We start from the raw sequence: 24257 nt of genomic DNA on the forward strand, positions 1-24257 counted from the left end.
CTAAACATACCTCCTCATTTATTTTTGAGTACTTAGGGTCATTGAACAAGTCTTCTTTAACTAGAGACTTATTCGTACCTTAATGCACATGAGATGTGCGCTTCTCATACTACTCTTATTTTTTCAGGTCGATGTCAGATCGCAGATAAAATGGTCTGATTTCGACAATTACACCCGTTATACCGTAAATGATGGTTTACCTACCAATACGGTACATAATCTCGTTGAGGACGAAGACGGATTTCTATGGCTTGGCTCAAAAAAAGGGGTTTCTAGGTTTGATGGCAGCACCTTTGTTAATTTTCCAAACTATTACGAAAATGATGAACCCAAATCTATAGGTGATGTATTGAAATTGGCCATAGATAATGAAGGGAAGCATATATATATTACCTCAAGATCCGGCATTCTTGTGTCTTCCATAAAAACTCCAAAATTCAAACCGATCAGTGAATATTACCCCAACATTGATTTTAAAATAGGTAACTGTAGAAGCTTATATATTGATTTAGACGACCATTTATGGGCAGGTATTTCAGGAAAAGGTCTATTGAAGATAAACCTCAAATCTGGCGACAATGAACTAATCCACATTAGAGAGATTGACCCTAATAATAAACCGTTTGAGGAATTTTATCAAATTGATGCCATCGTTCCAGACGACGTAAATCCGGAAATATTGTGGCTTGGTACAACAGAGGGTTTGATAATCTATGACAAATCTGATAATTCTTACCAAATCAAACAATATCAGAACAATAAGGCGTCGTTTCACAGGTATATAAATGATGTGCTGCCTCTCAGGGACAAAGTTTTTGTGGGCACCAATGGTGCCGACTGGTACGTCTTGGAAAAATCCAATAAAGCCACTTATCAAATTATTGAAAGAGATTCTGATTTTTTTCACTTCGAAATCACAAAACTTTTTAAAGATGCCGATGGCACTCTGTGGATATCATCATATTTCCGTGGTTTGGTTCAATATGACCCAGATAAAAAAAGACTTATCCGAGGAGTCAACAATAATTACGACAAGGGTAGAGTCTTGGGGATAACCCTTAGGGACTCACGGGGAATTATATGGTTTTGTGATGGTAACGGTCTGTATAAGTACAATCCAAATTCATCGAGCAAATCCATAGACCTAATCAAAAACAACGAATTTGATTATCCTTTCGCCATGAAAAGGATCGTTCAAATTGGAGACCATTACTACATCTGCCCAACGGATGGTGCTGAATTATACAGAATCAGCGCATCAGATTTAAACCCAACCATTATTCCCATACCCCCACTTATCGAAAAAAGCGGGGTAACCGTACGGGATATAGTTGCCATGAAGAACGATCATCTTCTTGTTCTTGGAAACAAAAGTGTTCATTTTCTAAACACAAAGAACAACGTAGTAACTGAGCCACCCTTAAAAACACCTGACATTCAGCCCATATTTTTTCGCAGTGTCGCCAAGGATAAAAATGAAAACTTTTGGATCGCTACAAATAGGGATGGTTTATACAGATATAATTATGACAGTTTAACTTTTAGGAGGTACAAAAAGGAGTTCAAGGGCAAAACAAGTCGTGACTATGATTATTTTAAAAGTCTTTATGTGGATTCCGATAATAATCTCTGGATCGGCCAGGCATCTACAAGTGTCATGAATCTTCAAAACGATTCTATTTTTTGCCTTAATCCTGATTATAACTATGAAAACACCTTGCCCTTCGGGGGTTTCTATGAAGATAAAAGTAATCGAATTTGGGTGGCAAATTTGTTTGATGGTATCAGTTATGTCGACAAGTCGAACTTAAAATCCGGCCTTAACAGAGTTCTGGAAGGATCCTTTGATGGAATCTACCGTTATAGTGACTCCATAGTATGGACAGTGGGCGAAGGAAAACTAGGGCTGCTCAATACCAATATGCTTTCGCATCAAAAAATAAACCTCAAGCCCAGCACCCATTTCACCGGCCCAATAGTAGAAATGGAAAATGGCGAATATTTAATAGGTTATAACAACGGTGTTTTGGTCTATGATTCTGAAAAATACCAATCTGACAAAGAACTGCCCCAGACTTATATTTATCAGTTAAAGGCCAATAACGACCTATGGTATAGTGGTGCCGATCTTGACCAACAGAACTTCAACTTACCTAGTGGCACCAAAAGTTTAAGCCTCACGATTAGTGCTATGGTCTTTCAGCATCCAGAACAAGTTTCCTTTCAATATAAATTGGATGATGACATTTGGATCGATATGGGCAATAATAGGGAAATCAATCTGTCCAACTTACGCCAAGGAAATTATCTGCTAGACGTAAAAGCCTTTAATGCAATGGGCAACAGTACCACAACACGTAGTTTTAATTTCGTTGTACAACCGTTTTGGTACACTTCAGATGTAGCGATCATATTTTATTTACTGCTTCTCACAGGTCTTGTTTATGCCTTCTACAAATTCAATCTGAATCGCAAATTGGCTTTGGTAGAACGTAATAGGATAAAGGAAATCGATGAACTGAAATCCAAAATGTTCGCTAACATTTCACACGAACTCAGAACCCCATTGACACTGATAAAGGGGTTTACGGCCATGCTGCTTAAAAATGACAAGCCCACCCAAATAAAGAACCTTTCCAAAGCTATTGAATCCAATAATGATCAATTATTGAACTTGGTCGACCAAATGCTGGACCTTTCAGCATTGGATTCCAATAAAATGGAAATCAAATACAAGAATGGTGATGTGGTGAAATTCATCAAAAAATGCGTGGAACTCTATAAATCATACTCCAAGTCCAAATTGCAGCATCTTGGGTTTCATTCAAAGTTAAATGAACTCCGCATGGACTTTGATGATGACAAGCTTCAGAAAATATTGAACAACCTATTGTCCAATGCCATTAAACACACCCCTGAAAATGGAAGAATAGACCTTAATTTAAGTCAAAAAGACCAATGGCTTTATATATCGGTAACGGATACCGGTAGAGGTATTGCCCAAAAAGACCTCGACCAAGTTTTTGATCGGTATTACAAGACCCATGATCTTTACGGAAAAGAAGGAAGCGGAATAGGTCTGGCCCTTACGAAAGAATTGGTGAATTTGTTGGGAGGCTCCATTCAAGTACAAAGCAAAAAGGGCCAAGGAAGCAGATTTACCGTTACCCTTCCTATTAAAAATGAAGCTCAGGAAACACCAACAAACCACTTTCTCCCTTTTGTTGAAAAAGATTCATGGCCTGAAACCCCAATTGAACCTAAAAATACTCCAGTAGGAAAACCAACCATCCTACTGGTCGAGGATAACAAGGACATTCAACATTTCATCACTGCATTACTCGCCAATAAGTACAACATTGTATTGGCCAATGATGGCTCCGAAGGCATTAAGCAGGCTCAAAAGAAAGACATTGACTTTATTATCAGTGATGTGATGATGCCGCATACCGACGGTTTTGAATTCTGCGTACGCATTAAGTCCAATGTGGCCACATCGCACATCCCCTTTTTAATGTTGAGTGCCCGTACTGATACCAAGGATAAACAAAAGGCCTACAGTCTGGGGGTGGATGCGTACTTGACCAAACCCTTTGCCCCAGATGAATTGATTTCAATCATTAATAACCTTTTGCTCAAGCAAAAAGCACGACAGAATTACTTATTGGAACTCCTGGCTATTAAAAAGCCACAAGTTGAACAACCCGATATCAATAAACTTGACGAAGAACTGGTGGCCAAACTTCAAAAAATTATTCTTGGCAACCCAACTAAGCTGTCAGCCAATGACATTGCCAAAGAACTTTTGGTGAGCAGAACACAGTTGCACCGAAAAATAAAATCGCTCACGGGTAAATCACTTACGCAATATGCCAACCATATTCGAATTGAAAAGGCAAAGCACCTGCTGCAAACCACTGATCTGCAAATCAAGGAAATAGCGTATACCACGGGATTTGAATCTCCCTCCTATTTTATTCGCCTCTTTAAAAAAGAAGTGGGCGACACTCCCGAAAACTTCAAAAACAAGGTAGCTCCCAATTAGGTTTCATGCTTTTGGAACAATAGTTCAACGCGACGGAACAATTTTATCATTCTTCTCCTAAAATACTTCTAATCTTTGGTACACATAGTATTGTAATTCAAGTGATTACAAATAAAAAAATTTAATATAACCTAAAACAAGTATTATGAAAACAAAAAAAAGTATCTATCTGCTTGCAGGTTTGGCGCTAACTTTAATGGCCTGCACCAATGAAAACGATGCCCTAGAAGAAAGCCCGCTCAAAACAGCCACGCTCAAGGCCGGTGCCACACAGATCGATGGTGTCGGTTTTTATGCCGAAGAGGCAGACTGCGATTATGTTTCCGAGGGAGCCGATTTCGCCTTGGCCTTGACCGGAGACCTTGAAGGTTGTCTGTACGTATTCGTCGAAGATTATGCGTGTTCTCCTAGCGGCACCTACCGTGAGGCCGGAAAGGAATATTTTGTCGGTACTTATAATGGCGAATTCGGTACCTTTTGGACCACCTACAAGTTTGAAGCGAAATATGAGGGTTGTTCGGAAGATGGATTTTTCTTAGGAGCCGAAATATTCGGACGTTGTCAACACCCCATTATTAAAGACAGTGGAACCGGTACTTTTGAAGGGGTTTCAGGACGGGTAAACTTCAAGGATGATGTAGTAAACTTTGAGTTTCCTTACAAGGGGCATCTGAGGTATTAAGATCACATCGGGTTAGCTAAGTAATCTTAATATTATGCCAATAGGGGAACATCTTCTTTAGGTGTCTCGATAAAGCTGAACAAATTTTGTTCAGCTTTTTAAATTTATTCCAACGGAAAGTTTGACCGCAAAAATGAACTATATTGGTTTTCCTTAAAAAGTAGCCCCGGCAAGAATCGAACTTGCATCTAAAGTTTAGGAAACTTCTATTCTATCCATTGAACTACGGGGCCAATGTAAGGTGCGCAAAAATAAAGTTTTTTCGTCGAGTCTTGAAAGCACATCGCAACTTATTTAGGTGTCAGGTTCAAAATGATGAAATCTTGATTATCTTGATAACAGAAATATATATGACACTCTAGAATGCGTATAAATTCATTTCTTCTACTTTCCTGTATCCTATTTTTCCTGATTGAGGGTCGCTCGCAGCACCAAGTTGATGTGCTGATCATTGGTGCAGGTGCAGGAGGAACATCTGCGGCTATTCAAGCTGCCAGAATGGGCGCCAAAGTGCAGATCATCGAATCGACAACATGGCTCGGTGGCATGTTGACCTCGGCCGGCGTATCGGCCATTGACGGCAATCATGAAATGCCTTCGGGTATCTGGGGCGAGTTCAGGCAAAAATTGCGCGATCACTATGGCGGACCTAAAGCTTTGGCCACAGGATGGGTCAGCCATACCCTTTTTGAACCTTCGGTCGGGAATAAAATTCTTCAGGAAATGGCCAAACTCCCCGATCTCGATATTGCTTTCAATGCAGTTTACACGAAAATCGAAAAAGACATAGAGGGTTGGAAAGTAGTGTATAAACAAAATGAAAAAACATATTCCGTCATGGCCAAAATTCTTATCGATGCCACTGAAATAGGTGAGCTTTTACCGATTGTCGGAGCAGATTTTCGATTGGGCATGGACTCAAAAAAAGATTCCGGTGAAAAAGAAGCCCCAGAGATGCCCAATGGTAGTGTACAAGACTTGACCTACGTTCTCATTCTGAAAGATGTCGGCACCAAAAATGCTAGAAAAGGCTTGGTCAAACGTCCTAAAAACTACGACCCAAAAGTCTACGAATGCGCTTGCAAACGTGAAGATGGAGAAATGTTCGGGGGTGTTTCCAATTGTGAGCAAATGCTCAACTATGGGAAACTGCCCAACAATAAATATATGATCAACTGGCCCAATTGCGGCAACGATTTTTATATCGATTGGCCCAATATGACCGCGGCAGAGCGACAAGAAAAACTGAAGGAGGCCAAAGCATTTACCCAAGGTTTCGTCTATTATATTCAAAACGAATTGGGGTTTAAAAATCTACGTGTGGCCGATGAATTCCCGACCAAGGACAACTTTCCGATGATTCCTTATGACCGAGAGGCCCGAAGGGTAAAGGGCAAAGCTTTTCTGACCGTAAACCACATTGAACGGCCCTATGATCACAACCTTTACAGAACGGGCATTGCGGTCGGCGATTACCCCATCGACCATCATAGGGATAAGAATCCAGATGGAACTCCTGAAATCGACTTTATTAACATTCGGGTACCGAGCTACAATGTGCCTTTGGGGAGTTTGATTCCCAATGAATTGGAGAACTTTATCGTCTCGGAAAAGAACATAAGTGTTTCGAACATAGCCAATGGCGCAACGCGGCTTCAGCCGGTAGTTTTGGGTATTGGTCAAGCGGCCGGTGCACTGGCGGCAACTTCTATCAGGGAAAATCAAAAACCTTCTGAGGTTTCCATCAGAAAAGTGCAAAATGCCCTTTTGAAGAACAATGCCTACTTGATGCCCTTTATTGACGTAAAAATTGAAGATCCCGCATTTGCCTTGATGCAGCGAATTGGGGCTACAGGTATTTTGAAAGGATATGGTATACCTTACAAATGGGCGAACCAGACTTGGTTCTACCCTGAAAATATGGTTTCGGAACACGAATGGAAACAGGGTCTTCTTCCCTATTATCCAGAAATCGAAAAAATTCATGCTTCCGGTACCGGAGTTACTTTGCCATTTATCACCTCCGTGGTTCAAATCATCGATCCTGATTATCCCATTTCCTCTATACAAGAATCATGGACGAGTTGGAATATCGCTCAGCCTTTTGACGAAAAAACAAGTTTAAATCGAAGAACGGTCAGCATTCTGACCGATAGGATCTTAAATCCTTTTGAAAGGGAAATCGATTTTTATGGAAACCTTCGAGATGAATAGGTATGGCCGGTTTTTACTTTCCCTTCCTTAAGAACCGAAAACGAGAAAACAAGTTATATTGACCCTATCATGCTTGGTCAATTTTACTCGCCCCGTACTTCGCACTGGCCTTTTTAGTATCTTGTGGCTACGCCCGTTGCAAGAACAAAATGTATGAGCATGGAGAATCAAAAGAACTCAAGAAGAACTTTTATTAAAAAGTCTTCCATGGCCTTTGTGGCCGGCAGCTTTTTGCCGCAATTTAGCGCGAAGAGTTATGCAAACATCATTGGTGCCAATGAAAGGCTGAACGTCTCGGTAATGGGCGTTAACAGCCGTGGAAAAGCCCTGGCACAAAACTTTGCCATTCAAGATGATTGTGCGGTCATGCACATTTGTGATGTTGACAGTAGGGCAATTACCAATTGCCTTACCGTTTTGAAAGACCGGCAGACCACAACACCAAAGACTTTTACCGATGTTCGAAAATCATTGGAAAGCAAAGATGTCGATGCCTTGGTTATCGCCGCACCCGACCATTGGCATGCCCCCGCCTCGCTTATGGCAATGCAGGCAGGCAAGCACGTTTATGTCGAAAAGCCCTGTGGCCATAATCCGAACGAAGGCGAAATTCTCGTCAAGGCGGCAAAGAAATATAACAAAGTAGTACAAATGGGCAACCAACGCCGTTCATGGCCGAATGTTATCGAAGGCATAAATGCCATTAAAGATGGAGCAATCGGTCGTGTGTATTACGGTAAGGGCTGGTACACCAATAATCGCCCCTCCATCGGAATCGGCAAAAACGTTCCCGTACCCGATTGGTTGAATTGGGAGCTTTGGCAAGGGCCCGCCCCTAGAAAAAAGTTCAAAGACAATCTTGTGCACTACAATTGGCACTGGCATTGGCATTGGGGTACTGGCGAAGCCCTGAACAACGGCACCCATATGATAGACCTGCTGCGCTGGGGCATGGAGGTCGATTTTCCGACAAAAGTAAGTTCGAATGGCGGCAGGTACCGTTACAACGACGATTGGGAAACTCCCGATACCCAGATTATCAATCTCGATTTCAACACGGGCCAGACCATGACCTGGGAAGGTAGAAGCTGTAACGGAAAAAGTGTCGAGGGAAGCTCCGTAGGCGTGGTATTTTACGGTGAGAACGGTAGTTTATTGATTCCTTCGGGAAATAGCTACACCCTGTTCGACCTGAACGGAAAAATAGTAAGGGAAGTCAAAAATGAGCAGCAAATAGACGCAAGGGACCTAAGTAATCCCGCTGAGAAACTCGATGCACTGCATATTCAGAATATGTTCGAGGCCATCAAAAATGGTGGCAGTTTGAATTCTGATATCGATTCGGGCCACAAAAGCACCTTATTGGTACAATTGGGAAATATAGCGCAGCGGGTCGGCCGTTCATTGGAAATCGACTCAAGTAACGGCCATATTTTGAAGGACAGGGAAGCCAATAAACTTTGGAGTCGCACCTACGAAAAAGGATGGGAAATGAAATTATGAATGATACGCTTGTGGACACTCGAAGAACATTTTTAAAAAAGCTTGGCCAGGGCACCGCTTTTTCGGCGGTAACGTTTTCAATACCGTTCCATAGTGCTGCCCGATCGTCAAAAAAAGAAAAGCCGACCGATGAAATATTCAAGATAGGTATCATCGGTGCCGAAAACTCACATACCGCGGCATTCGGCAAGCTCTTCAATATCGAAAAACAGTTTCCCGGTATGGAAGTGAAATATGTTTGGGGAGAAACCAACGAATTCGCAAAAAAAGCCATGGAAGACGGCCAAATACCCTTTCAGGTCAAAAATCCAAATGATATGTTGGGTAAAATCGACGGATTGATCGTTGACCACCGCCATGGAAAATTCCATCTAGAGCCGGCTATTCCCTTTATCAAGGCGGGAATACCTACGTTTATCGACAAACCTTTTTGTTATCGGGCCAAAGAAGGCAAGGCTTTTCTTGACTTGGCCAAAAAACACGGAACCCCAGTGACCTCATTCAGCTCGATTGCCCATAGCTACGAGACATTCGCTATAAGAGAGCGGTTAGCATCCATGGGCGAAATCAACCAGGTGGTCCGTTACGGGCCGGTGGACCTTGAATCGAAGTATGGCGGTATCTTCTTTTACGGGGCACATATCGTTCAACCCCTTTTATATCTTTTTGGCGACAACGTTGAAAAAGTGCAGGTTCACCATAATGGGCAAAATAGTAGTGCCAGTTTGGTTTTCAACAATGGAATGCTGGCCACGCTGGTCTTTACCACGAAGAAATACGGTTGGCAGACCTTTGTTGAAACCGACGAAGGCATTGTCGCATTAAAATCGGATATCGAGGAAAAAAGACCGGGTAAAAACGATGTTGATATGGTGCAAATGTTAAGAACGGGAGAAGAACCTAGAAGTCATGAAAGCATCCTTCACGGTGTGGCGGTACTCGAAGCCTTGGAGAAGTCCGTCTCAAGTGGAAAATGGGAAAATGTCGTTCCGAACGATCAAATTTAAGAACCGATATGAAGACATCCATCCTTTGCTGTACCCTGATAATTATGTTTGTTTTACCCTTTCCATTTGATGAAGAAACGAAAATATCCGGATTGCTGTATACCGATGATCAACCTGTTGAGCTCATCCTTAAAAATGGAAAAATCGTTAAAGTAAATCCGTTAGGCGCATCCGTTAAAAAACCAATAACATACATTGCCCCGGGATTGATCGATGTACAGATCAATGGTTATATGGGCGTCGATTTTTCTGGCCCCGATTTAACCGTTGAAGGTGTTCGAAAAGCCACAAAGGCCTTATGGAAAGCTGGGGTGACCTCATATTTTCCAACGGTAATTACCAGCGATATCGAATTGATCAAAAAGAATTTTAGAATTTTGGCCGAGGCCAAAAAGGACCCTGAAATCGGTTCTTCAATTGCCGGATTCCATTTGGAAGGCCCATACATTTCCCCCATAGCGGGCTTTAGGGGAGCACACCTCGAAAAATATATCAAAACCCCGAATTGGGAAGAATTTCAAGAAATTCAAAAAGCGGCCGAAGGTCATATCAAATTGATTACTCTGGCACCGGAGTTGGAAGGCGCGATCTCATTTATTAAAATATGTGTGGCAAGTGGCGTAACGGTATCGTTGGGCCATCACAATGGTTCCGCCGAACAAGTAGAACTGGCCGTGGCCGCCGGAGCCAAAATGGCCACTCATTTGGGCAATGGGTGTGCCAATGAGATCAACCGCCATTACAATCCCCTTTGGCCACAATTATCCAATGACGCGATCACGGCCAGTATTATCGCTGACGGTTTTCACCTGACCAAAGAAGAGGTACGTACTTTTTACAAGGCCAAGGGTTTAGAAAAAACAATTTTGGTATCCGATGCGCTGGATCTTGCAGGACTCCCTCCCGGGGAGTATGTCAGAGGTGAACGCACCCTATTGTTGACCCCCAACGTGGTCAAACTTCCAAAGGAAAACGTATTGGCAGGCGCGGCCTCACCTATCAGCAAATGTATCGAGGTGGTGATGGATTTCACCGAATGTTCATTGAAAGATGCCGTTCAAATGGCCAGTACGAATCCTGCGGAAATGTTCGATCTTCATCAGCTTGGCAAAGTCGAAGAAGGAAAACGCGCCGATCTCATATGCTTTACCTTTGAGGATAATAAGATTGTGATCGAACGGACTATTATCAGCGGAAAATTGGTCTATGACAAAGAATAATACCTTGGAAAACACCTCTTTTCGAAAAAAACTGATCTTGGCTCTTTCAGCTGTTGGGCCGGGATTGTTCCTCATCGGTTACAATATTGGTACCGGCAGTGTTACCACCATGGCGAAAACAGGTGCCGAGCATGGCATGGGTCTCTTTTGGGCCTTGGTACTCTCATGTATTTTTACCTATATCCTAATGGTAGCCTATGGCAAGGTAACATTGGTTACGGGTAAAACCGCGCTGTACAATTTCAAGTCCGAATTCAAAGGTGGGTGGGTGCTTTCACTTTACATCATCATTGCCCTGATAATTGGGGAACTCTTGGCATTGATGGGGGTAATGGGCATCGTGGCCGACCTTGTACAAGAAGGGTTACGCCTTGCTCTCGACGGGCAGGTCATCGACAGGTTTTGGATCATCCTTTTTTTCAATATTGTCCTTTTCTTTTTGTTGTGGTACGGTAGGTACCAAATGTTCGAAAAAGTTTTGACGGTGTTGGTCATTCTAATGGGGCTATCTTTCGTATTGGTCTTTTTTATGGTCAAACCCGATTTCTCTGCACTCGCGGAAGGATTATTACCTAGTATTCCTGATACCCCAGGTGCCCTCGGCCTTATAGCCGCCATAACGGGAACTACCTGCTCGGCGGCGGTATTTATCATGCGCAGCACGGTCGTAGCCGAAAAGGGATGGGGCATCGGCGATCTCGGTACGGAAAAACGCGATGCATTCGTTTCGGCGGCCATGATGCTTCTTTTGAGCGGCGTCATAATGGCCGTCGCCGCGGGAACACTCTATGTGTCGGGACTCAAACTGGAGAACACGGTTGAAATGATCGAGCTCTTCAGGCCTTTAGGAGGAAAATGGGCCGCTTTTATTCTTATCATCGGTATAACCGGAGCAGGGCTTTCGACCATTTTTCCAATTGTATTGATTGCCCCTTGGTTGATAGCGGACTATACCGGAAAGCCAAGAAATATCCATTCAAAGCAATCGCGTCTTTTAATCTTCGCCGCATTGCTTTTTAGTTTCGGAACGGTTTTCTTGGAAGAACGTCCACCCGCTCTCATGGTTTTTTCACAAGCATTTCAGGCTTGCATTTTACCTGCCGTAGCCATCCCTATTTTTATACTGATCAACAAATCAAAATTGATGCAGCAATACAAAGCCGATCGAAAATTCAATATTGCCATTATCGCTGTCATTCTATTTTCATTGATCACGACTTGGTTCGCATTGGCCGAATTCTTTGAATGATTTTAAAACCTAACTTATGACAACGACCTTAGCAATCGATAAACTTCAGGTATCGATTTATAAAGACCCCGTAATCATGGGGCATGGAGCCGCCGATTTTGTGGAAGAAAAACTTAAGGAAGCCATCCATAGAAAAGGGTTCGCCAACCTCATTTTGGCAACGGGCACTTCCCAGTTCCCGTTTCTTGAAGCTTTGAAAGAAAGGGATATCGACTGGAAAAAAATCACTGTATTCCATTTAGACGAATACAAGGATATTTGCGATCGGCATCCGGCGAGTTTTCGCAAGTATTTAAAAGATCGGATTCTTGATGCCGTTTCCCCGAAAGAGATTTACTTTTTGAACGGCGATGCGGAAAATATCGAAAAGGAAATGAGTCGATACACTTCCGCCCTGAAAGAACATGAAATCGATATCGCTTGCATCGGCATTGGCGAAAATGGCCATATCGCCTTCAACGACCCCCCGGTTGCCGATTTTGATGACCCTAAATTGGTAAAACTGGTTACCCTTGACGATGATTGTAGAAACCAGCAATTGGGTGAAGGTTGGTTCCCTACCTTGGCCGATGTTCCCGAGCAGGCACTTACATTGACCATTCCGGCAATTATGGCATGCAAGGCAATAAGTTGTGTAGTGCCCGATGAACGTAAGGCAAAAGCGGTCTATGATACCTTGTACAATGTCATTGGCACGGACTGCCCCGCATCCATTTTGCGCACGCACCCGAACGTCAGACTTTTTCTGGACCAAGGTTCGGCCATCCGAATCGACCATTGATCTTATAACAAAATCAATCGAAAAAACTTACTCTGTTTTTTTCGTCTGCTCCTTTACAAAATTCAACAATAAGGGAACTGCCGGGTAAACCATATCGTGTCCATAACCATCCAATTCCATCAATTCGATGTCGGGATGTTCAACAACCTTCATCATGCGATAGAAATAGGCCGTCTCTTCGTACCTACCCAAAAGTTCTTTTTCACGATTTCCGGTTATGAGCAACATTGGCGGGGCATCATTCCTTACATGGTATAAAGGCGCATATTTGTCGATGATAGGCCGCGTACCCTCAATGCCCATTTCCTTTCTTATCGTAAAGTGGGTTATGGTATGTCCGCTAAACGGAATCAACCCAGCTATTCTATCGGCATCGATATCGTGTTTGTTCAAATAGCTTTTGTCCAACCCGACCATACTCGCCAAATAGCCTCCTGCCGAATGACCCGTAACAAAAATCTTCTTCGGGCTACCATTATATTTTGCGATGTTGTTAAAGGCCCACGCTACAGCCGCGGCGGCATCTTCGATATATACGGGATTTTTTACTTTAGGATGCATCCGGTAATTGACCGCAACCACGATTACCCCTTTATTCAATAACCCTTCGGGAATGTGTTTTTCTCCATTTTCCAAACCGCCGCCGTGAAACCAAACCACCGTTGGGGCTTCAGAACCATTCTTTGGAAAGTAAACATCCAATTTACACCGTTCCTTGATATAGGCATCCGCATTCAGGATAGCTTCTTCGTAATAAGGAAGGTTTTCCACCAACTCATAAGTGGTCTCCTGGGCAATAACAAAAAAGTTCGCCAAAAGAAAAATGATAGCTCCGATTCTAAGTTTCAACATTTTAACCCGATTTTATTTTAATAGTTCCTTTTTGATGGTTGACGAAAAATAACGATTAATCCATAAACAATCCGGGAAGCCACAAAGAAAGGCTTGGAAACAACGTTACGAGTACCAACACGACAAGGCTTACCAACAAGAATGGAAAACCGGCCTTACTGACCGCCCCAATGGATATTTTTCCAATGCTCGATGCTACAAAAAGGCAGACACCGACCGGTGGTGTCGTCAACCCAATGATAAGGTTCAAAACTGCGATTACCGCAAAATGAATCGGGTCGACATCAACGGCCAAGGCCACTTTCAATAAAATCGGGAACAGGATCAATAGTGCCGCTATGGTTTCCATAAAAGTGCCTACCAGGATCAACAAAAGATTGATCAATAGAAGCACTACATATTTGTTCGTGGTGAAGCCGAGAATTTCGTTGGAGATGGTCTGCGGAATCTGCTCGGTAATCAAAATATAGCCGAAAAGATTGGCAAAACCGACCAAGACCATCAACGAGGCAGAGGTTTTCATACTATCCAACAGCACGACCTGAATGTTCTTGAAGTTCAACTTTTTATAGACGAACAAGCCGATGACCAGCGCATAGGCGACCGCTACTATCGAAGCTTCGGTAGGGGTAAATATTCCTCCGATAATCCCGTAAAGAATAATAAAGGTCATCAACAATGCCCAAAAAGTATCCACAAAACCATGAAAAACTTCATTTAAGCTGCTACGCTTATGCTTGGGATATTTTTTTCTTTTGGATATGACATAGGCCGCAACCAATAATCCGACGCCCAATAATAGGCCTGGCAACGCTCCGGCCAAAAACAACTTACCCACTGACAAGCCACTTAAAGTGGCGGCAATTATCATAGGTACACTTGGCGGAATAATCGGCCCCACCGTAGATGAGGCGGCAGTCACTGCACACGAGAAATCGGTATCATAACCCTCTTTTTTCATGGCCGGAATCATTATGGATCCCATACTTGCAGTATCAGAAATCGCGGTGCCCGAAATTCCTGCAAAAAGCATGGAAGCACCGATGTTCACTAGTGATAGTCCCCCTCGAATATGGCCCAATACATGGTTGCAGAAAGCAATGATCTTATCGGTCAGACCACCGTGGTTCATAAGGTTTCCGGCCATTATGAATCCCGGCACACTTAGTAGAACGAACACGTCGATACCAGAATACATTTTAATAGGCATGATAATCAACGGAATGCCCTTGACCACCAAGTAGGACAGACAGGCCAAGCCCAAGGCAAAAGCGATCGGAAATCGAAGTATAAGACCTAGCACGAATACGAGGATTAAAATCCAGATCATCGGCCCTGTCTTTTAAAATTTCGAATAATCCTTAACCCAAGATAATAGCCTATCGAGACCGACATCACGAACATGCTTAAAAAAGCCAAGCCCATATTAAGGCCCATACTGGGTGATCTTTCGGTCAACCCAAGCAATATGAATTCTATGGAATAAATGCCCATCACGGCAAACAACAAAAACGTAATCATGGGAATCGTTTTTGCCAACAACTTCTGTAATCTTGCCGGCATACGTTCGTAGAACATATCCAAATGAACGAAAAAGTCATTTTTCATCGCCAGACCGGCCGCAAAGGATATGGCATAGATAAAGCATATGCGCGATGCTTCCTCGGTCCACGATGGTGTGGGAATCGGCGTGAACCGACAAATAATCTGGATCAAAACCGTACCGATCAAACCCCAAGTGGTCAAAAGGGTCCCTATCTTTAATATACGCCCGACCAGCTTACGCATCTTTTTCGTCTTTTAATCGATTGTATATCTTTTTCATTTCAGAAGATAGGCTTTCGTAAATAGCTTTCTCACATTTCTCCTTAAAGGCCTTTTTATCGACTTCAATAAACTCCATACCCTTTGCCTTCAATTCGTCTTGAACTTTCTTTTCATTTTCCATGAACAATTGGCGCTCGTACGCCTGCATGTCTTTGCCTGCCTGTAAAAAAATCTCCTGAAGGTCAGGTGGCATTTTTTGAAACTGTTTTTCCCCCATTACGGCATACACCCAGCTTACAACATGGCCCGTAAGGTTTACGTACTGCTGTACTTCGGCAAAGCCTGCGTTGTTTATCATCGCAAACGGATTTTCTTGCGCTTCAATGGTACCCGATTGCAAAGAGGTAAAGACTTCTGAAAAAGCCATGGGGGTTGGTTTGGCACCCAAGGCCTCCCATGTCGTGACAAACGATGGTACATTGGGCACACGTATGATGAGTCCGTTTAGATCATCCGGATGCTTGATCGGCCGATTGGACGTCAAATGCCGTGGTCCTCTCTGAAAATGTGCTACGGCCCTCAAACCCGCCTTTTCAATCATTTCCTCCTCGATTTGCCTACCTAAAGGCCCATCGATATATTGCTCCATATTCGAAGGGTCTTCAATAAGAAATGGCAATTCACAAAAAGTGGCCACCTCGAACCAATTGGTCAAAGTAGAACCCGTTGTGGTCATGTCGATGACTTCTGCCTTGATCATTCGCAGTGCCTCGATTTCCTTGGCCAATTGTTCAGAAGGATAAAGCTGCATCTTGATCCTTCCCTTTGAACGCTCCTCTAAAATTTCCTTGAAATAGGCAAAGGCCTTGTACCAGGTATGGTCTTCTTTGACCAAAAGTGCCGTACGCAAAAGAAACTCAGGTTCCGGAGCTTTTGATTTGCAATTAAGTAAAAGAGCAAAAGTCGATAATAGCAAAAATGTTTTTGCCGTTAATCTTGCCCTTTGCCCCCTTTTGCCCATTGGTCAGTCTTGCACCTCGACGATCATTTCAATTTCAACGGCAATATTGCTTGGCAATGAACCCATGCCGACAGCGGCGCGGGCATGCTTGCCACGTTCTCCGAACACCTCGACCATCAAATCGGAAAAACCGTTGATGACTTTCGGGTGATCTGTAAATTCGGGCATCGCATTGACCATACCCAAAACTTTGACACACCTTTTCACTTTGTTGAGATTACCCAGCTCGGCCTTCAACACTGAAAGTTGGTTAATACCGGTAATACGTGCGGCCTCGTAACCTTCTTCTATGGTCAAATCGGCACCGACCTTACCCGTTATATTCTCACCATCGGCCTTAAGCGGGCCTTTGCCTGACAAAAAAATCATGTTTCCAACACGAACGGCATTCACATAATTGGCAACGGGAGCCGAAGGTGTACTCAGTTCAATGCCCAGTTCCTTTAGTTTGGCCTCGGGGTCATATTCTGGGTCAATCGATTCTTTTGCATCAGGTTCTGAAGCGGTATCATGCTTTTGCTCAAGCGGCTGATTACATGCAAAAAATGTAAATAAAATCAATGCGAATGCTAGTTTGTTCATTTCTGAGAGGTATTTGTGTAAAAACTTAGAGATAAATATAATGAACTCATTTAAACTATTTCAATTATAACAAGATTTCGGAAACGGTGAAAAAATCAATTACGGACTATCGGAGCAGGGGAAATTATTTTGGCATAAACAGGTGTTTGTGGAATTAAAAATCTTGGCTTAAAATCCATACTTTTCTTTGACCAATATCTAATTAACTGATTCTCAAACAGCCGTAAAATCACCGTTTTTAAATTTTATTGTTTATAGAAACCCTTCGAAACCTAAATTAGGGGTATAGGTGACCGGAAATGCGTCTCGAAACAGCTTGGCTGCAATCATAGAGAAGTTAACAAAACTACATTCCTTTGCTGGAATGTTGTATCTATTAAAAGTTATCTTTAGACATATAAATCCAATTCTATGAGGCTATGTTCATTGCTTACTTCTTTTATCATATTAATTAGTTGTACCGACAAATATGAAAAATTTAAAAAAGTGCCCGACTATATTACCAATGCATCTACTTTAGATGCAACTTACTTTAAGGCATATGACGAAACCTTAAATTTATGGAACATTCCTTTTGAAGAATTATATATTCCTACCACCTACGGTATTGCACATGTTATTGTAAGTGGCCCTAAAAATGAGGAACCTATTGTATTACTTCATGGAATGAACGCCAGTTCTACCATGTGGTACCCGAATATAGAATCACTTAGCAAAAACCACCGTGTGTTTGCCATCGATTTTATTCTAGAACCAGGAAAATCTTATCTGTTTAATGATATTGAAAATGTAGAAGAGGTCACCGATTGGTATGAGGAGGTCTTATATGTTTTGGAGTTGGAGAGCTTCCATTTAATTGGCGCTTCCCGGGGAGGATGGTTAGCCGTTAATCTAGCATTGCACAATCAAGAAAAAATTAAAAGCCTATTGCTATTAAGTCCTGCTCAGACTTTTATATGGATTAGACCAAGCCTGGATCTTTTCAAGAATATTGTCACATTACTTTCTTCGAAAGACAAACAAATTGATCAAAGTTTGGAAAGCATGTCAACCGATGTTGAAAATATCAGTGATACATACCTCAAACAATATAAAATAGGTTTGGAAAGGAAATCAGAAAACAAATTTGTGACCAGCATGAAACCCTTTTCCAATGAAGAATTGAAATCTTTACAAATGCCAGTTTTGGTTCTAATTGGCGATGATGATATGATCAATGAGAAAAGAACAATTGAAATCGCCCGTTTGCTGCCAAAAGGTAAAGGTGAAGTTATACCTAATGCAGGGCACTTTCTATCTATTGATCAAGCCAAGTTGGTAAATGAAAAAATGGTGACATTTTTAAACCAATAATGCATCGAAGCGTAAAATGGGCATCAAGGCAACCTATACCATAATCCCAAAGATTATTATCCTTTCAAGGAGTTCGAACAACATTCATGATAAAATTTCCAATTAAGTTGCCAAGTGCGTCTATGCACTTTCCAAAACTTCCTTGACTCTTTGCGCTACGATCCGCTCTTGACCGGGTTCCATCATCCAAGTTGTGATACCCACCTGTTCTTTGTTTCCGACGGTTTCAATCGATGGATGCCCGTCACGCAATCTTTTTCGCATTTCGTCGGTAGAGATTCCCACGACTTTTTCATCCCATCGGATATAAAGACTGGGCACGTGATTGGCATGTGGCGGCACATGAATTTCTGTTTCGACCCCTTTGACCGAGGCAGCGCTATCACTGATCAATTTAATTTGGTCTTCCCAGAGTTCCCATTCTTTTTTGTGATCCCTTGCCAAATATAGTTCCAAGGCTACCATCATACCCAATACTTCCTCTTTGTTCACTTTCATCCCGCGGGCAATCGTAGCCCCTCTAGGAGGCGTATGCAGCCTTGCTGCCTCAATATACTTTCGTTTCCCCAATAGTAGTCCGGCACTCTGGGGACCTCGGATTCCTTTTCCTCCTGAAAAACAGACAAGGTCAAAACCTAATTTGGTAAACTTAAAGAGATTTTCCACTGGGGGCACATCAGCGGCACAGTCGATAAATGTCGGAACGTTGTGCTTCTTGCCCAAGGCAACGAATTCTTCATATTTGATTTGACCTTGATCCGTATTGGCGTTCAAAAACCAGAGCATGGCCGTGTTATCATTTATGGCCTTTTCAAGTTCTTTGGCGGTCTCGATCTCCACGATCTTGGCCCCTGTGTTGATCAAGGCATGGGTATAGCCGATAGCATGTGCCTTTTGAACGATTACTTCGTTCTTCAGCCCCTTGGTATCAGGAAGCTGGGCGACTTTCTTTTCATCCATGCCGCACATTACACCGGCCAAACCTATGGTCATCGCGCCAAAGGCCCCTGAAGAGACCGTAGCGTATTCACAGTCCAACAATTCAGCTATCCGCTCCCCTACTTTATCATGGAGCTCATCTAAATTCACATATTCGGTGGCGCCGTAACTTATGGCATCGGTAACTTCTTTGTGCATCAGCGACCCGGTCATCGATGTATAGGTGCCCGCGGCATTGATGAACGTACGCAAGCCCAGTTCTTTAAAAAAATCGCGAGCAACCGCGCCGCTTACCGGAAGTGCGGATTTGGCAACGGTCTCCTCCGCAGCCTTTGCGGCCAATATACTCGGGCCAAAAATTCCGCCTACGAACGGAATCGCCGTTAATGTTTTCAGTGCTTTTCTTCTTGTACTCATCATTCAAAATTTAATGGTTTCTCTAGTCAACTGCCGCTATACAGTCCATCTCGACCAACGAATTTCCCGGAACGCCCCCATAAGTGGCTACTGTGGTCCTTACCGGAGGATTCTTTCCAAAACGTCCACGGAAAACTTCATTCATGGCTTTGTAATCGCCCAAATCGGCCAGATATACATTCACTTTCAAAACTTGCTCCATGGAAGAACCGTTTCGTTCGAGCTCTTTTTGCAGTTCTTGCAAGACGATTTCAGTATGGGCCTTTATTTCAAAAGGTTCGGTATGGGCCCCTTTACCCGCTATATACAAGGTGTTGCCATGTCTAACGGCCCCCGAAAAAAGCGGAATGTCTTGATCGGTAACGATATCGCCCACGACCTCTTTCTTCGCCTGTTTCTCTTTTTTGGTCATTGCATTGGCCGAACCTATGCCAAAAAGTGCTGCAAGTGCCACTCCTATTTTTTTGAAGGAAGCCCTTCGTGTTGTTTTTTCTTCCATGTTTCCTATTTTTAATTTACTATTACCAAGTTCGTTTTTTTAATAATTGACGTATCTGTTCTTTCGGTACGGGAAGTTCGTCAATATGATCGTTGAGCCATTTCGAAAAATCCTTTTCGATTTCGTCGGTCCATTTGTTATCGATCTGACCCGGGGTATATTTTCCTTCCTTCAATCTTGAAATTCCGAACAAATCGCGCAAGCGGATTATCTCTGAAGTTACGACAACTTTTTCGGCCAGATGGGCAGGGATAAAGACCACACCCTCTTTCTTGCCCAGAACCACATCACCGGGAAGTACCGTTGCTGCACCGATACGAATGGGCGAATTAATGCCCAGCAACATCACTTCGGTAAGAAAAGATGGATGCCATCCTCGTACGAAGGCATTGAAACCTTCAATTTCAGAAAGCCCTTCTTGATCTCTACTGGAAGCATCGAAAACCACCCCGGTCTTCGATTTTGCAAAGATGGAGTTTCCAAGGTTATCACCTATCAACGTACCGTCGACTATTTTTCCAAAACCATCGGCGACATACACGTCGCCGACCTGCAGCATATCTATTGGCCATGAATTCGTATTGCCAATGTAGCCCTCTGACTTGCCTTGTTTTTCAATCTGATCGGAGACATCGGGTCGGTTCGGCATATACTGGACCGTCAGTGCCCTACCTACTACTGGCACATCATCATGTAATAGTTCCCATCCGCCCTCGAACTGGTTATGATAACCCTCATTTCGCAATACGCCCCAAGCCTCTTCGATGGCCACTTCTTTAAGCCGTTCAAGAATATCATCGGCAACCTTGGGCCGACCATCTTCAAATCGTTCGCCCTGCCAATGTGGAGTCAAGAAAATGATACGATCTTTTGAAGTAGTCTGGGCAAGTGCAAAATTGCACATCAAAATTCCAATAATTAAAAGCTTTATATTTCGCATGTCTTCTTAATTCGGTGTAACTATTTTACTATTTTATTCTTTGTTCCAAACTTCGGCGGCCAACCCATTAAGGTCATAGACCACCTTACCTTCCCTGATCGTCAATTCACACTCCAACTTTTTGGTGCCTTTCATCTTTTTGCCCTTGGTGTCGATAAATCCAAAATCGCCTTCACGCAGATTCAAAATGGCCATATCGGCCACCGCCCCGACCGACAGGTGCCCCAAGTCTTCTCGCTTGATCGCTTTCGCAGAACTCCATGTTGTCGCCTCAATGACCTCGCTGACCGGCATGTTCAGGTTTAAAAACTTGGACATTACATTGATGATATCCTTCATGCCCCCGTTCATACTGCCCGTATGCAAATCGGTACTTATGGTATTCGGCTTAAAACCCTGTTGCAAGGCTGGTACGGCCTGCTCGAACAAAAAGCTACCACCGCCATGGCCAACATCGAAAACAATACCTCTTTTTTGTGCCTCAAAGGCAAAATCTTCGACCTTGCCATTTTCGTTTACCAAAGGTGTTCGGCCATTGACATGCGCATAGGCATGCGTGAAAATATCCCCGGGCCGTAATTTTTCCATGAACAAGGTTTTCAGCGAAAGTTCTGGGTCACTACCGCCAAAATCTATCATTACCGGAATGTTAGCCAATCTACCGGCTTCGACCGCACGCTCGGTCGGTGTCCAGTCAAACCCTGAATAATGTGCCAATTTTACGCCGACCACATAATCAGGGTATCGCTTAGCGACCATGGCCGTTAATTTGGGATCCATATCGGCCTGATTTTGTTCAATGGCACCTCCTTTCATTCCAGAGCCCACAATGTTCAGAAAAGAGAGTACCCTAGTTTTCGAACGGTCTATGACCTGTTCTTTGAACAGTCTAAAATTTCTCCAGCCCGCACCGCCTACATCAACTATTGTCGTAACCCCTATTCTTAGGCTAAAACCATCTGGTGGAAGTGCCGTAAAACTGTTACTTAGGTAGGCATCGGGCTCGGTTCCGTGAAAGTTATGGCTGTGGATATCGATTAGTCCCGGAGCAACAATAAACCCTTCGGCGTCGATTGTCTTTGCCGCTTTCGTTTCTGAAATCTTCGCGGAAACCTCGGCTATTTTCCCTTCTTTTATAGCAATGTCCAGAACTTTGTCAATTCCGTTCTTGGCATCTATTACATGGCCATTTTTTACAAGAATATCATACTCTTGCCCGCTGCAAAACAAAACACAGCATAGCAAAATAAGGATGGTGGTCCTAAACTTTTCAATTGGTATTTTCATGATCATCAATTAAATATTATCAATCAGTGGTCACTTTTATCGGTTCTACGGGCAAACCACTTTCGTTTTGCACTTTTCGTAATTGGCCTACCTCAGTTTCCGATATTTCTGAGGCCTCATTGCCAAAGCTTGATCGTATGAAGGTCAGTACTTGTGCAATTTCTTCGTCTTTCAAGAAACTATGCTGTGGCATTACACCGTTATACACCTCGTCTTCAATTTTCAAGCTACCTTCCATTCCCTGTAGCATGACGCGTATCAGACGATCTTTGTCACCGGTTACCCAATCTGTATTTATCAGCGGCGGAAATCTTCCGGAGGCGCCCATACCGTTCATTTGATGGCAAGTACTGCAATATTGCTGATAAATCTTTGCGCCACCGACCAGGTTTTCAGGAAGTAAGTTGTCTTTGACTTCATCAGGACTTCTAATATGTGACAACTGCTTTCTATCTTCCATTGCCAACAGTTGTTCTTCCTTGAACTCCGATCTATCACCATCATAGGTAATCTTCCAAATCTTGCCCTTCACCGAATCGGATATATATAGCTCACCCTCAGGTCCAACGGCAAGGCCCATAGGTCTATAATGGGCATCTTTGACACTTTCTATTGGGTCAACGACGGCAAAACCATCGGCGAAAACCTCGTACTCACCACTAGGTTCGCCATCTTTAAACGGAACAAAGCCAACAAAATAACCGGACTGTGGATAAGGCGCCCTGTTCGTAGATCCGTGAAATGCAATAAAAGCACCATTTCTGTATCGCTCAGGAAATTGGTCTCCTTGGTAGAACAATAGGTCGTTGGGCGCCCAATGCCCCGGAAAACCCATAATCGGATCTTCAAAATCAGCACATCGACCGACTATTTCACCATCGCCACCATATTCGGGCGCAAGTACCTTTTTACCTTTTATCTGGTCGTAGTAGCAGTAGGGCCACCCAAAATTAGAGCCTTCGGTAATTCTAATAAATTCTTCGGATGGAAGCAATGCGCTTTGACGCGGCGTATATCGATCGGGCCAAAGTCTTAATAGGTCGTCTCGTCCATGCACTACAGCATATAATTCGCCATCTACGGGATTCCAGTTCATCGCTACAAGACTTCTTATGCCAGAGGCATATTTGTAACCATCTTTTTGCGTTTGGTTCAATTTATCGGCATCAAAGCGCCAGACGCCACCGTGATGTTCCAATTGAGGGCAGGGGTCCATTCCAGGGACGCCCGGCGTACGTTTGGGATCTTGACAGGCATTCGAGGGCGCCCCAAAAGGAACGAATATATGACCCTCATCATCGAACGCTATCGGTTTGCCGATGTGCTCATGCTTGCCATGTTCGTGATCATCGACCACAACCACTTCGACCTCCCCTTCTGGAATTAAAGATCCTGGTCTTAGTTTTTGCCGGTATACCACCAAATCGGAACTATAATAGATATAGCCGTTATAGATTCTCATGGCCGTTGCATAACTCCACTTTTCGACCTCGCTGGCACCGAACCTTTTGATATCATCTGCCCTACTATCGCCATCGGCATCCTTAAGTGCCACGGCAACCCCTTTCTGGGTTGCATTTCTCAACTTCGCATATATGATATTATCATCGGTCACCGCCATATGGCGTACTGTTTCCTCAATACTATCGATGACCACCGCCGAGCTGAAACTTTCAGGAAGATAGAGACCTCCATCCGTAGGGGCGTTTTTACATTGTACGAACAATATGGCCAACAAGTAATACTTCAGAAAATTCTTTACGCCGGGCAATGACTTCATACTATAGGGTGGCTTTTTTTGAATCGGCATCGTGCAACCTTGTCAAGGTAAAGTTCTTTTGAGTAATAAACAAGCGAAAAAAAACAAATGTGCTCGAACACATTTTTATGCTTATCATC

The 24257-nt window shown here is 43.3% G+C and carries 19 protein-coding genes and 1 tRNA gene; 9 read left to right on the forward strand and 11 right to left on the reverse strand.

The window, feature by feature from the left end; all coding sequences use genetic code 11:
- The first annotated feature begins 88 nt into the window (after positions 1-88).
- Positions 89-4045, forward strand: coding sequence for a hybrid sensor histidine kinase/response regulator transcription factor (locus ACEZ3G_RS04780; RefSeq protein WP_432424302.1), 3957 nt, complete (start codon positions 89-91; stop codon positions 4043-4045).
- 145 nt (positions 4046-4190) lie between these two features.
- The gene (locus ACEZ3G_RS04785; RefSeq protein WP_432424303.1) at positions 4191-4727 is read left to right on the forward strand and encodes a hypothetical protein; all 537 of its coding nucleotides are present in this window, start codon (positions 4191-4193) and stop codon (positions 4725-4727) included.
- 161 nt (positions 4728-4888) lie between these two features.
- Here the strand turns inward: ACEZ3G_RS04785 and ACEZ3G_RS04790 are convergent.
- A tRNA-Arg gene (locus ACEZ3G_RS04790) sits at positions 4889-4960 on the reverse strand.
- A 130-nt stretch (positions 4961-5090) separates the two neighbouring features.
- Between ACEZ3G_RS04790 and ACEZ3G_RS04795 the strand changes: the two genes are divergently transcribed.
- The 6 genes from ACEZ3G_RS04795 to ACEZ3G_RS04820 all read left to right on the forward strand — a co-directional run bounded on the left by ACEZ3G_RS04795 (position 5091) and on the right by ACEZ3G_RS04820 (position 12701).
- Positions 5091-6941 (forward strand): FAD-dependent oxidoreductase, encoded by a 1851-nt coding sequence (locus ACEZ3G_RS04795; RefSeq protein ID WP_432424304.1) that lies wholly within the window; start codon positions 5091-5093, stop codon positions 6939-6941.
- A gap of 159 nt (positions 6942-7100) precedes the next feature.
- Positions 7101-8444 carry a Gfo/Idh/MocA family protein gene (locus tag ACEZ3G_RS04800; RefSeq protein ID WP_432424305.1) on the forward strand — a complete coding sequence of 448 codons (1344 nt, stop codon included), beginning with the start codon at positions 7101-7103 and terminating at the stop codon, positions 8442-8444.
- Positions 8441-9451 carry a Gfo/Idh/MocA family protein gene (locus tag ACEZ3G_RS04805; protein ID WP_432424306.1) on the forward strand — a complete coding sequence of 337 codons (1011 nt, stop codon included), beginning with the start codon at positions 8441-8443 and terminating at the stop codon, positions 9449-9451. Before ACEZ3G_RS04800 ends, ACEZ3G_RS04805 begins: the two co-directional genes overlap by 4 nt.
- An 8-nt stretch (positions 9452-9459) precedes the next feature.
- On the forward strand, positions 9460-10671 hold the full coding sequence (gene nagA / locus ACEZ3G_RS04810; protein WP_432424307.1) for an N-acetylglucosamine-6-phosphate deacetylase: 1212 nt from the start codon (positions 9460-9462) through the stop codon (positions 10669-10671).
- A complete protein-coding gene (locus tag ACEZ3G_RS04815; RefSeq protein WP_432424308.1) occupies positions 10658-11920 on the forward strand; it encodes an Nramp family divalent metal transporter in 1263 nt (420 codons plus the stop codon). Before nagA ends, ACEZ3G_RS04815 begins: the two co-directional genes overlap by 14 nt.
- A 16-nt stretch (positions 11921-11936) precedes the next feature.
- Entirely contained in the window at positions 11937-12701 is a 765-nt protein-coding gene (locus ACEZ3G_RS04820; RefSeq protein ID WP_432424309.1) for a glucosamine-6-phosphate deaminase, read from the forward strand.
- Positions 12702-12728: 27 nt separating this feature from the next.
- Here the strand turns inward: ACEZ3G_RS04820 and ACEZ3G_RS04825 are convergent, their stop codons facing one another.
- The 5 genes from ACEZ3G_RS04825 to ACEZ3G_RS04845 are packed head-to-tail and all read right to left on the reverse strand — an operon-like array spanning position 12729 to position 16923.
- Entirely contained in the window at positions 12729-13553 is an 825-nt protein-coding gene (locus tag ACEZ3G_RS04825) for an alpha/beta hydrolase (protein ID WP_432424310.1), read from the reverse strand.
- Positions 13554-13608: 55 nt separating this feature from the next.
- Positions 13609-14883 (reverse strand): TRAP transporter large permease, encoded by a 1275-nt coding sequence (locus tag ACEZ3G_RS04830; protein WP_432424311.1) that lies wholly within the window; start codon positions 14881-14883, stop codon positions 13609-13611.
- On the reverse strand, positions 14880-15341 hold the full coding sequence (locus ACEZ3G_RS04835; RefSeq protein ID WP_432424312.1) for a TRAP transporter small permease: 462 nt from the start codon (positions 15339-15341) through the stop codon (positions 14880-14882). Before ACEZ3G_RS04835 ends, ACEZ3G_RS04830 begins: the two co-directional genes overlap by 4 nt.
- On the reverse strand, positions 15334-16341 hold the full coding sequence (locus ACEZ3G_RS04840; RefSeq protein WP_432424313.1) for a TRAP transporter substrate-binding protein: 1008 nt from the start codon (positions 16339-16341) through the stop codon (positions 15334-15336). The genes ACEZ3G_RS04835 and ACEZ3G_RS04840 overlap by 8 nt, the downstream gene beginning before the upstream one ends.
- Before the next feature lie 3 nt (positions 16342-16344).
- Entirely contained in the window at positions 16345-16923 is a 579-nt protein-coding gene (locus ACEZ3G_RS04845; protein ID WP_432424314.1) for a RidA family protein, read from the reverse strand.
- Between the two features lie 486 nt (positions 16924-17409).
- Between ACEZ3G_RS04845 and ACEZ3G_RS04850 the strand changes: the two genes are divergently transcribed.
- Positions 17410-18276 carry an alpha/beta fold hydrolase gene (locus ACEZ3G_RS04850; protein WP_432424315.1) on the forward strand — a complete coding sequence of 289 codons (867 nt, stop codon included), beginning with the start codon at positions 17410-17412 and terminating at the stop codon, positions 18274-18276.
- A 120-nt stretch (positions 18277-18396) separates the two neighbouring features.
- Here the strand turns inward: ACEZ3G_RS04850 and ACEZ3G_RS04855 are convergent, their stop codons facing one another.
- The 5 genes from ACEZ3G_RS04855 to ACEZ3G_RS04875 are packed head-to-tail and all read right to left on the reverse strand — an operon-like array spanning position 18397 to position 24138.
- Positions 18397-19635, reverse strand: coding sequence for an aminotransferase class V-fold PLP-dependent enzyme (locus ACEZ3G_RS04855; protein WP_432424316.1), 1239 nt, complete (start codon positions 19633-19635; stop codon positions 18397-18399).
- 19 nt (positions 19636-19654) lie between these two features.
- A complete protein-coding gene (locus ACEZ3G_RS04860) occupies positions 19655-20131 on the reverse strand; it encodes a RidA family protein (RefSeq protein WP_432424317.1) in 477 nt (158 codons plus the stop codon).
- A gap of 22 nt (positions 20132-20153) precedes the next feature.
- Positions 20154-21071, reverse strand: a complete 918-nt coding sequence (locus ACEZ3G_RS04865) for an RraA family protein (protein WP_432424318.1) — start codon at positions 21069-21071, stop codon at positions 20154-20156.
- 33 nt (positions 21072-21104) lie between these two features.
- Entirely contained in the window at positions 21105-22358 is a 1254-nt protein-coding gene (locus ACEZ3G_RS04870) for an amidohydrolase/deacetylase family metallohydrolase (RefSeq protein WP_432424319.1), read from the reverse strand.
- Positions 22359-22377: 19 nt separating this feature from the next.
- On the reverse strand, positions 22378-24138 hold the full coding sequence (locus tag ACEZ3G_RS04875; RefSeq protein ID WP_432424320.1) for a PQQ-dependent sugar dehydrogenase: 1761 nt from the start codon (positions 24136-24138) through the stop codon (positions 22378-22380).
- Between the last annotated feature and the right edge of the window lie 119 nt (positions 24139-24257).

This window comes from Meishania litoralis (assembly GCF_042611095.1).
In the GTDB taxonomy this organism is placed as follows: Bacteria; Bacteroidota; Bacteroidia; order Flavobacteriales; family Flavobacteriaceae; genus Meishania; species Meishania litoralis.

What these genes read in the sequence shown, in the direction of transcription:
- ACEZ3G_RS04780 (WP_432424302.1), top strand. Translation starts at nt 89, where the DNA reads ATGAGATGTGCGCTTCTCATACTACTCTTATTTTTTCAGGTCGATGTC.
- ACEZ3G_RS04785 (WP_432424303.1), top strand. Translation starts at nt 4,191, where the DNA reads ATGAAAACAAAAAAAAGTATCTATCTGCTTGCAGGTTTGGCGCTAACT.
- ACEZ3G_RS04795 (WP_432424304.1), top strand. Translation starts at nt 5,091, where the DNA reads ATGCGTATAAATTCATTTCTTCTACTTTCCTGTATCCTATTTTTCCTG.
- ACEZ3G_RS04800 (WP_432424305.1), top strand. Translation starts at nt 7,101, where the DNA reads ATGGAGAATCAAAAGAACTCAAGAAGAACTTTTATTAAAAAGTCTTCC.
- ACEZ3G_RS04805 (WP_432424306.1), top strand. Translation starts at nt 8,441, where the DNA reads ATGAATGATACGCTTGTGGACACTCGAAGAACATTTTTAAAAAAGCTT.
- nagA (WP_432424307.1), top strand. Translation starts at nt 9,460, where the DNA reads ATGAAGACATCCATCCTTTGCTGTACCCTGATAATTATGTTTGTTTTA.
- ACEZ3G_RS04815 (WP_432424308.1), top strand. Translation starts at nt 10,658, where the DNA reads ATGACAAAGAATAATACCTTGGAAAACACCTCTTTTCGAAAAAAACTG.
- ACEZ3G_RS04820 (WP_432424309.1), top strand. Translation starts at nt 11,937, where the DNA reads ATGACAACGACCTTAGCAATCGATAAACTTCAGGTATCGATTTATAAA.
- ACEZ3G_RS04825 (WP_432424310.1), bottom strand. Translation starts at nt 13,553, where the DNA reads ATGTTGAAACTTAGAATCGGAGCTATCATTTTTCTTTTGGCGAACTTT.
- ACEZ3G_RS04830 (WP_432424311.1), bottom strand. Translation starts at nt 14,883, where the DNA reads ATGATCTGGATTTTAATCCTCGTATTCGTGCTAGGTCTTATACTTCGA.
- ACEZ3G_RS04835 (WP_432424312.1), bottom strand. Translation starts at nt 15,341, where the DNA reads ATGCGTAAGCTGGTCGGGCGTATATTAAAGATAGGGACCCTTTTGACC.
- ACEZ3G_RS04840 (WP_432424313.1), bottom strand. Translation starts at nt 16,341, where the DNA reads ATGGGCAAAAGGGGGCAAAGGGCAAGATTAACGGCAAAAACATTTTTG.
- ACEZ3G_RS04845 (WP_432424314.1), bottom strand. Translation starts at nt 16,923, where the DNA reads ATGAACAAACTAGCATTCGCATTGATTTTATTTACATTTTTTGCATGT.
- ACEZ3G_RS04855 (WP_432424316.1), bottom strand. Translation starts at nt 19,635, where the DNA reads ATGATGAGTACAAGAAGAAAAGCACTGAAAACATTAACGGCGATTCCG.
- ACEZ3G_RS04860 (WP_432424317.1), bottom strand. Translation starts at nt 20,131, where the DNA reads ATGGAAGAAAAAACAACACGAAGGGCTTCCTTCAAAAAAATAGGAGTG.
- ACEZ3G_RS04865 (WP_432424318.1), bottom strand. Translation starts at nt 21,071, where the DNA reads ATGCGAAATATAAAGCTTTTAATTATTGGAATTTTGATGTGCAATTTT.
- ACEZ3G_RS04870 (WP_432424319.1), bottom strand. Translation starts at nt 22,358, where the DNA reads ATGAAAATACCAATTGAAAAGTTTAGGACCACCATCCTTATTTTGCTA.
- ACEZ3G_RS04875 (WP_432424320.1), bottom strand. Translation starts at nt 24,138, where the DNA reads ATGAAGTCATTGCCCGGCGTAAAGAATTTTCTGAAGTATTACTTGTTG.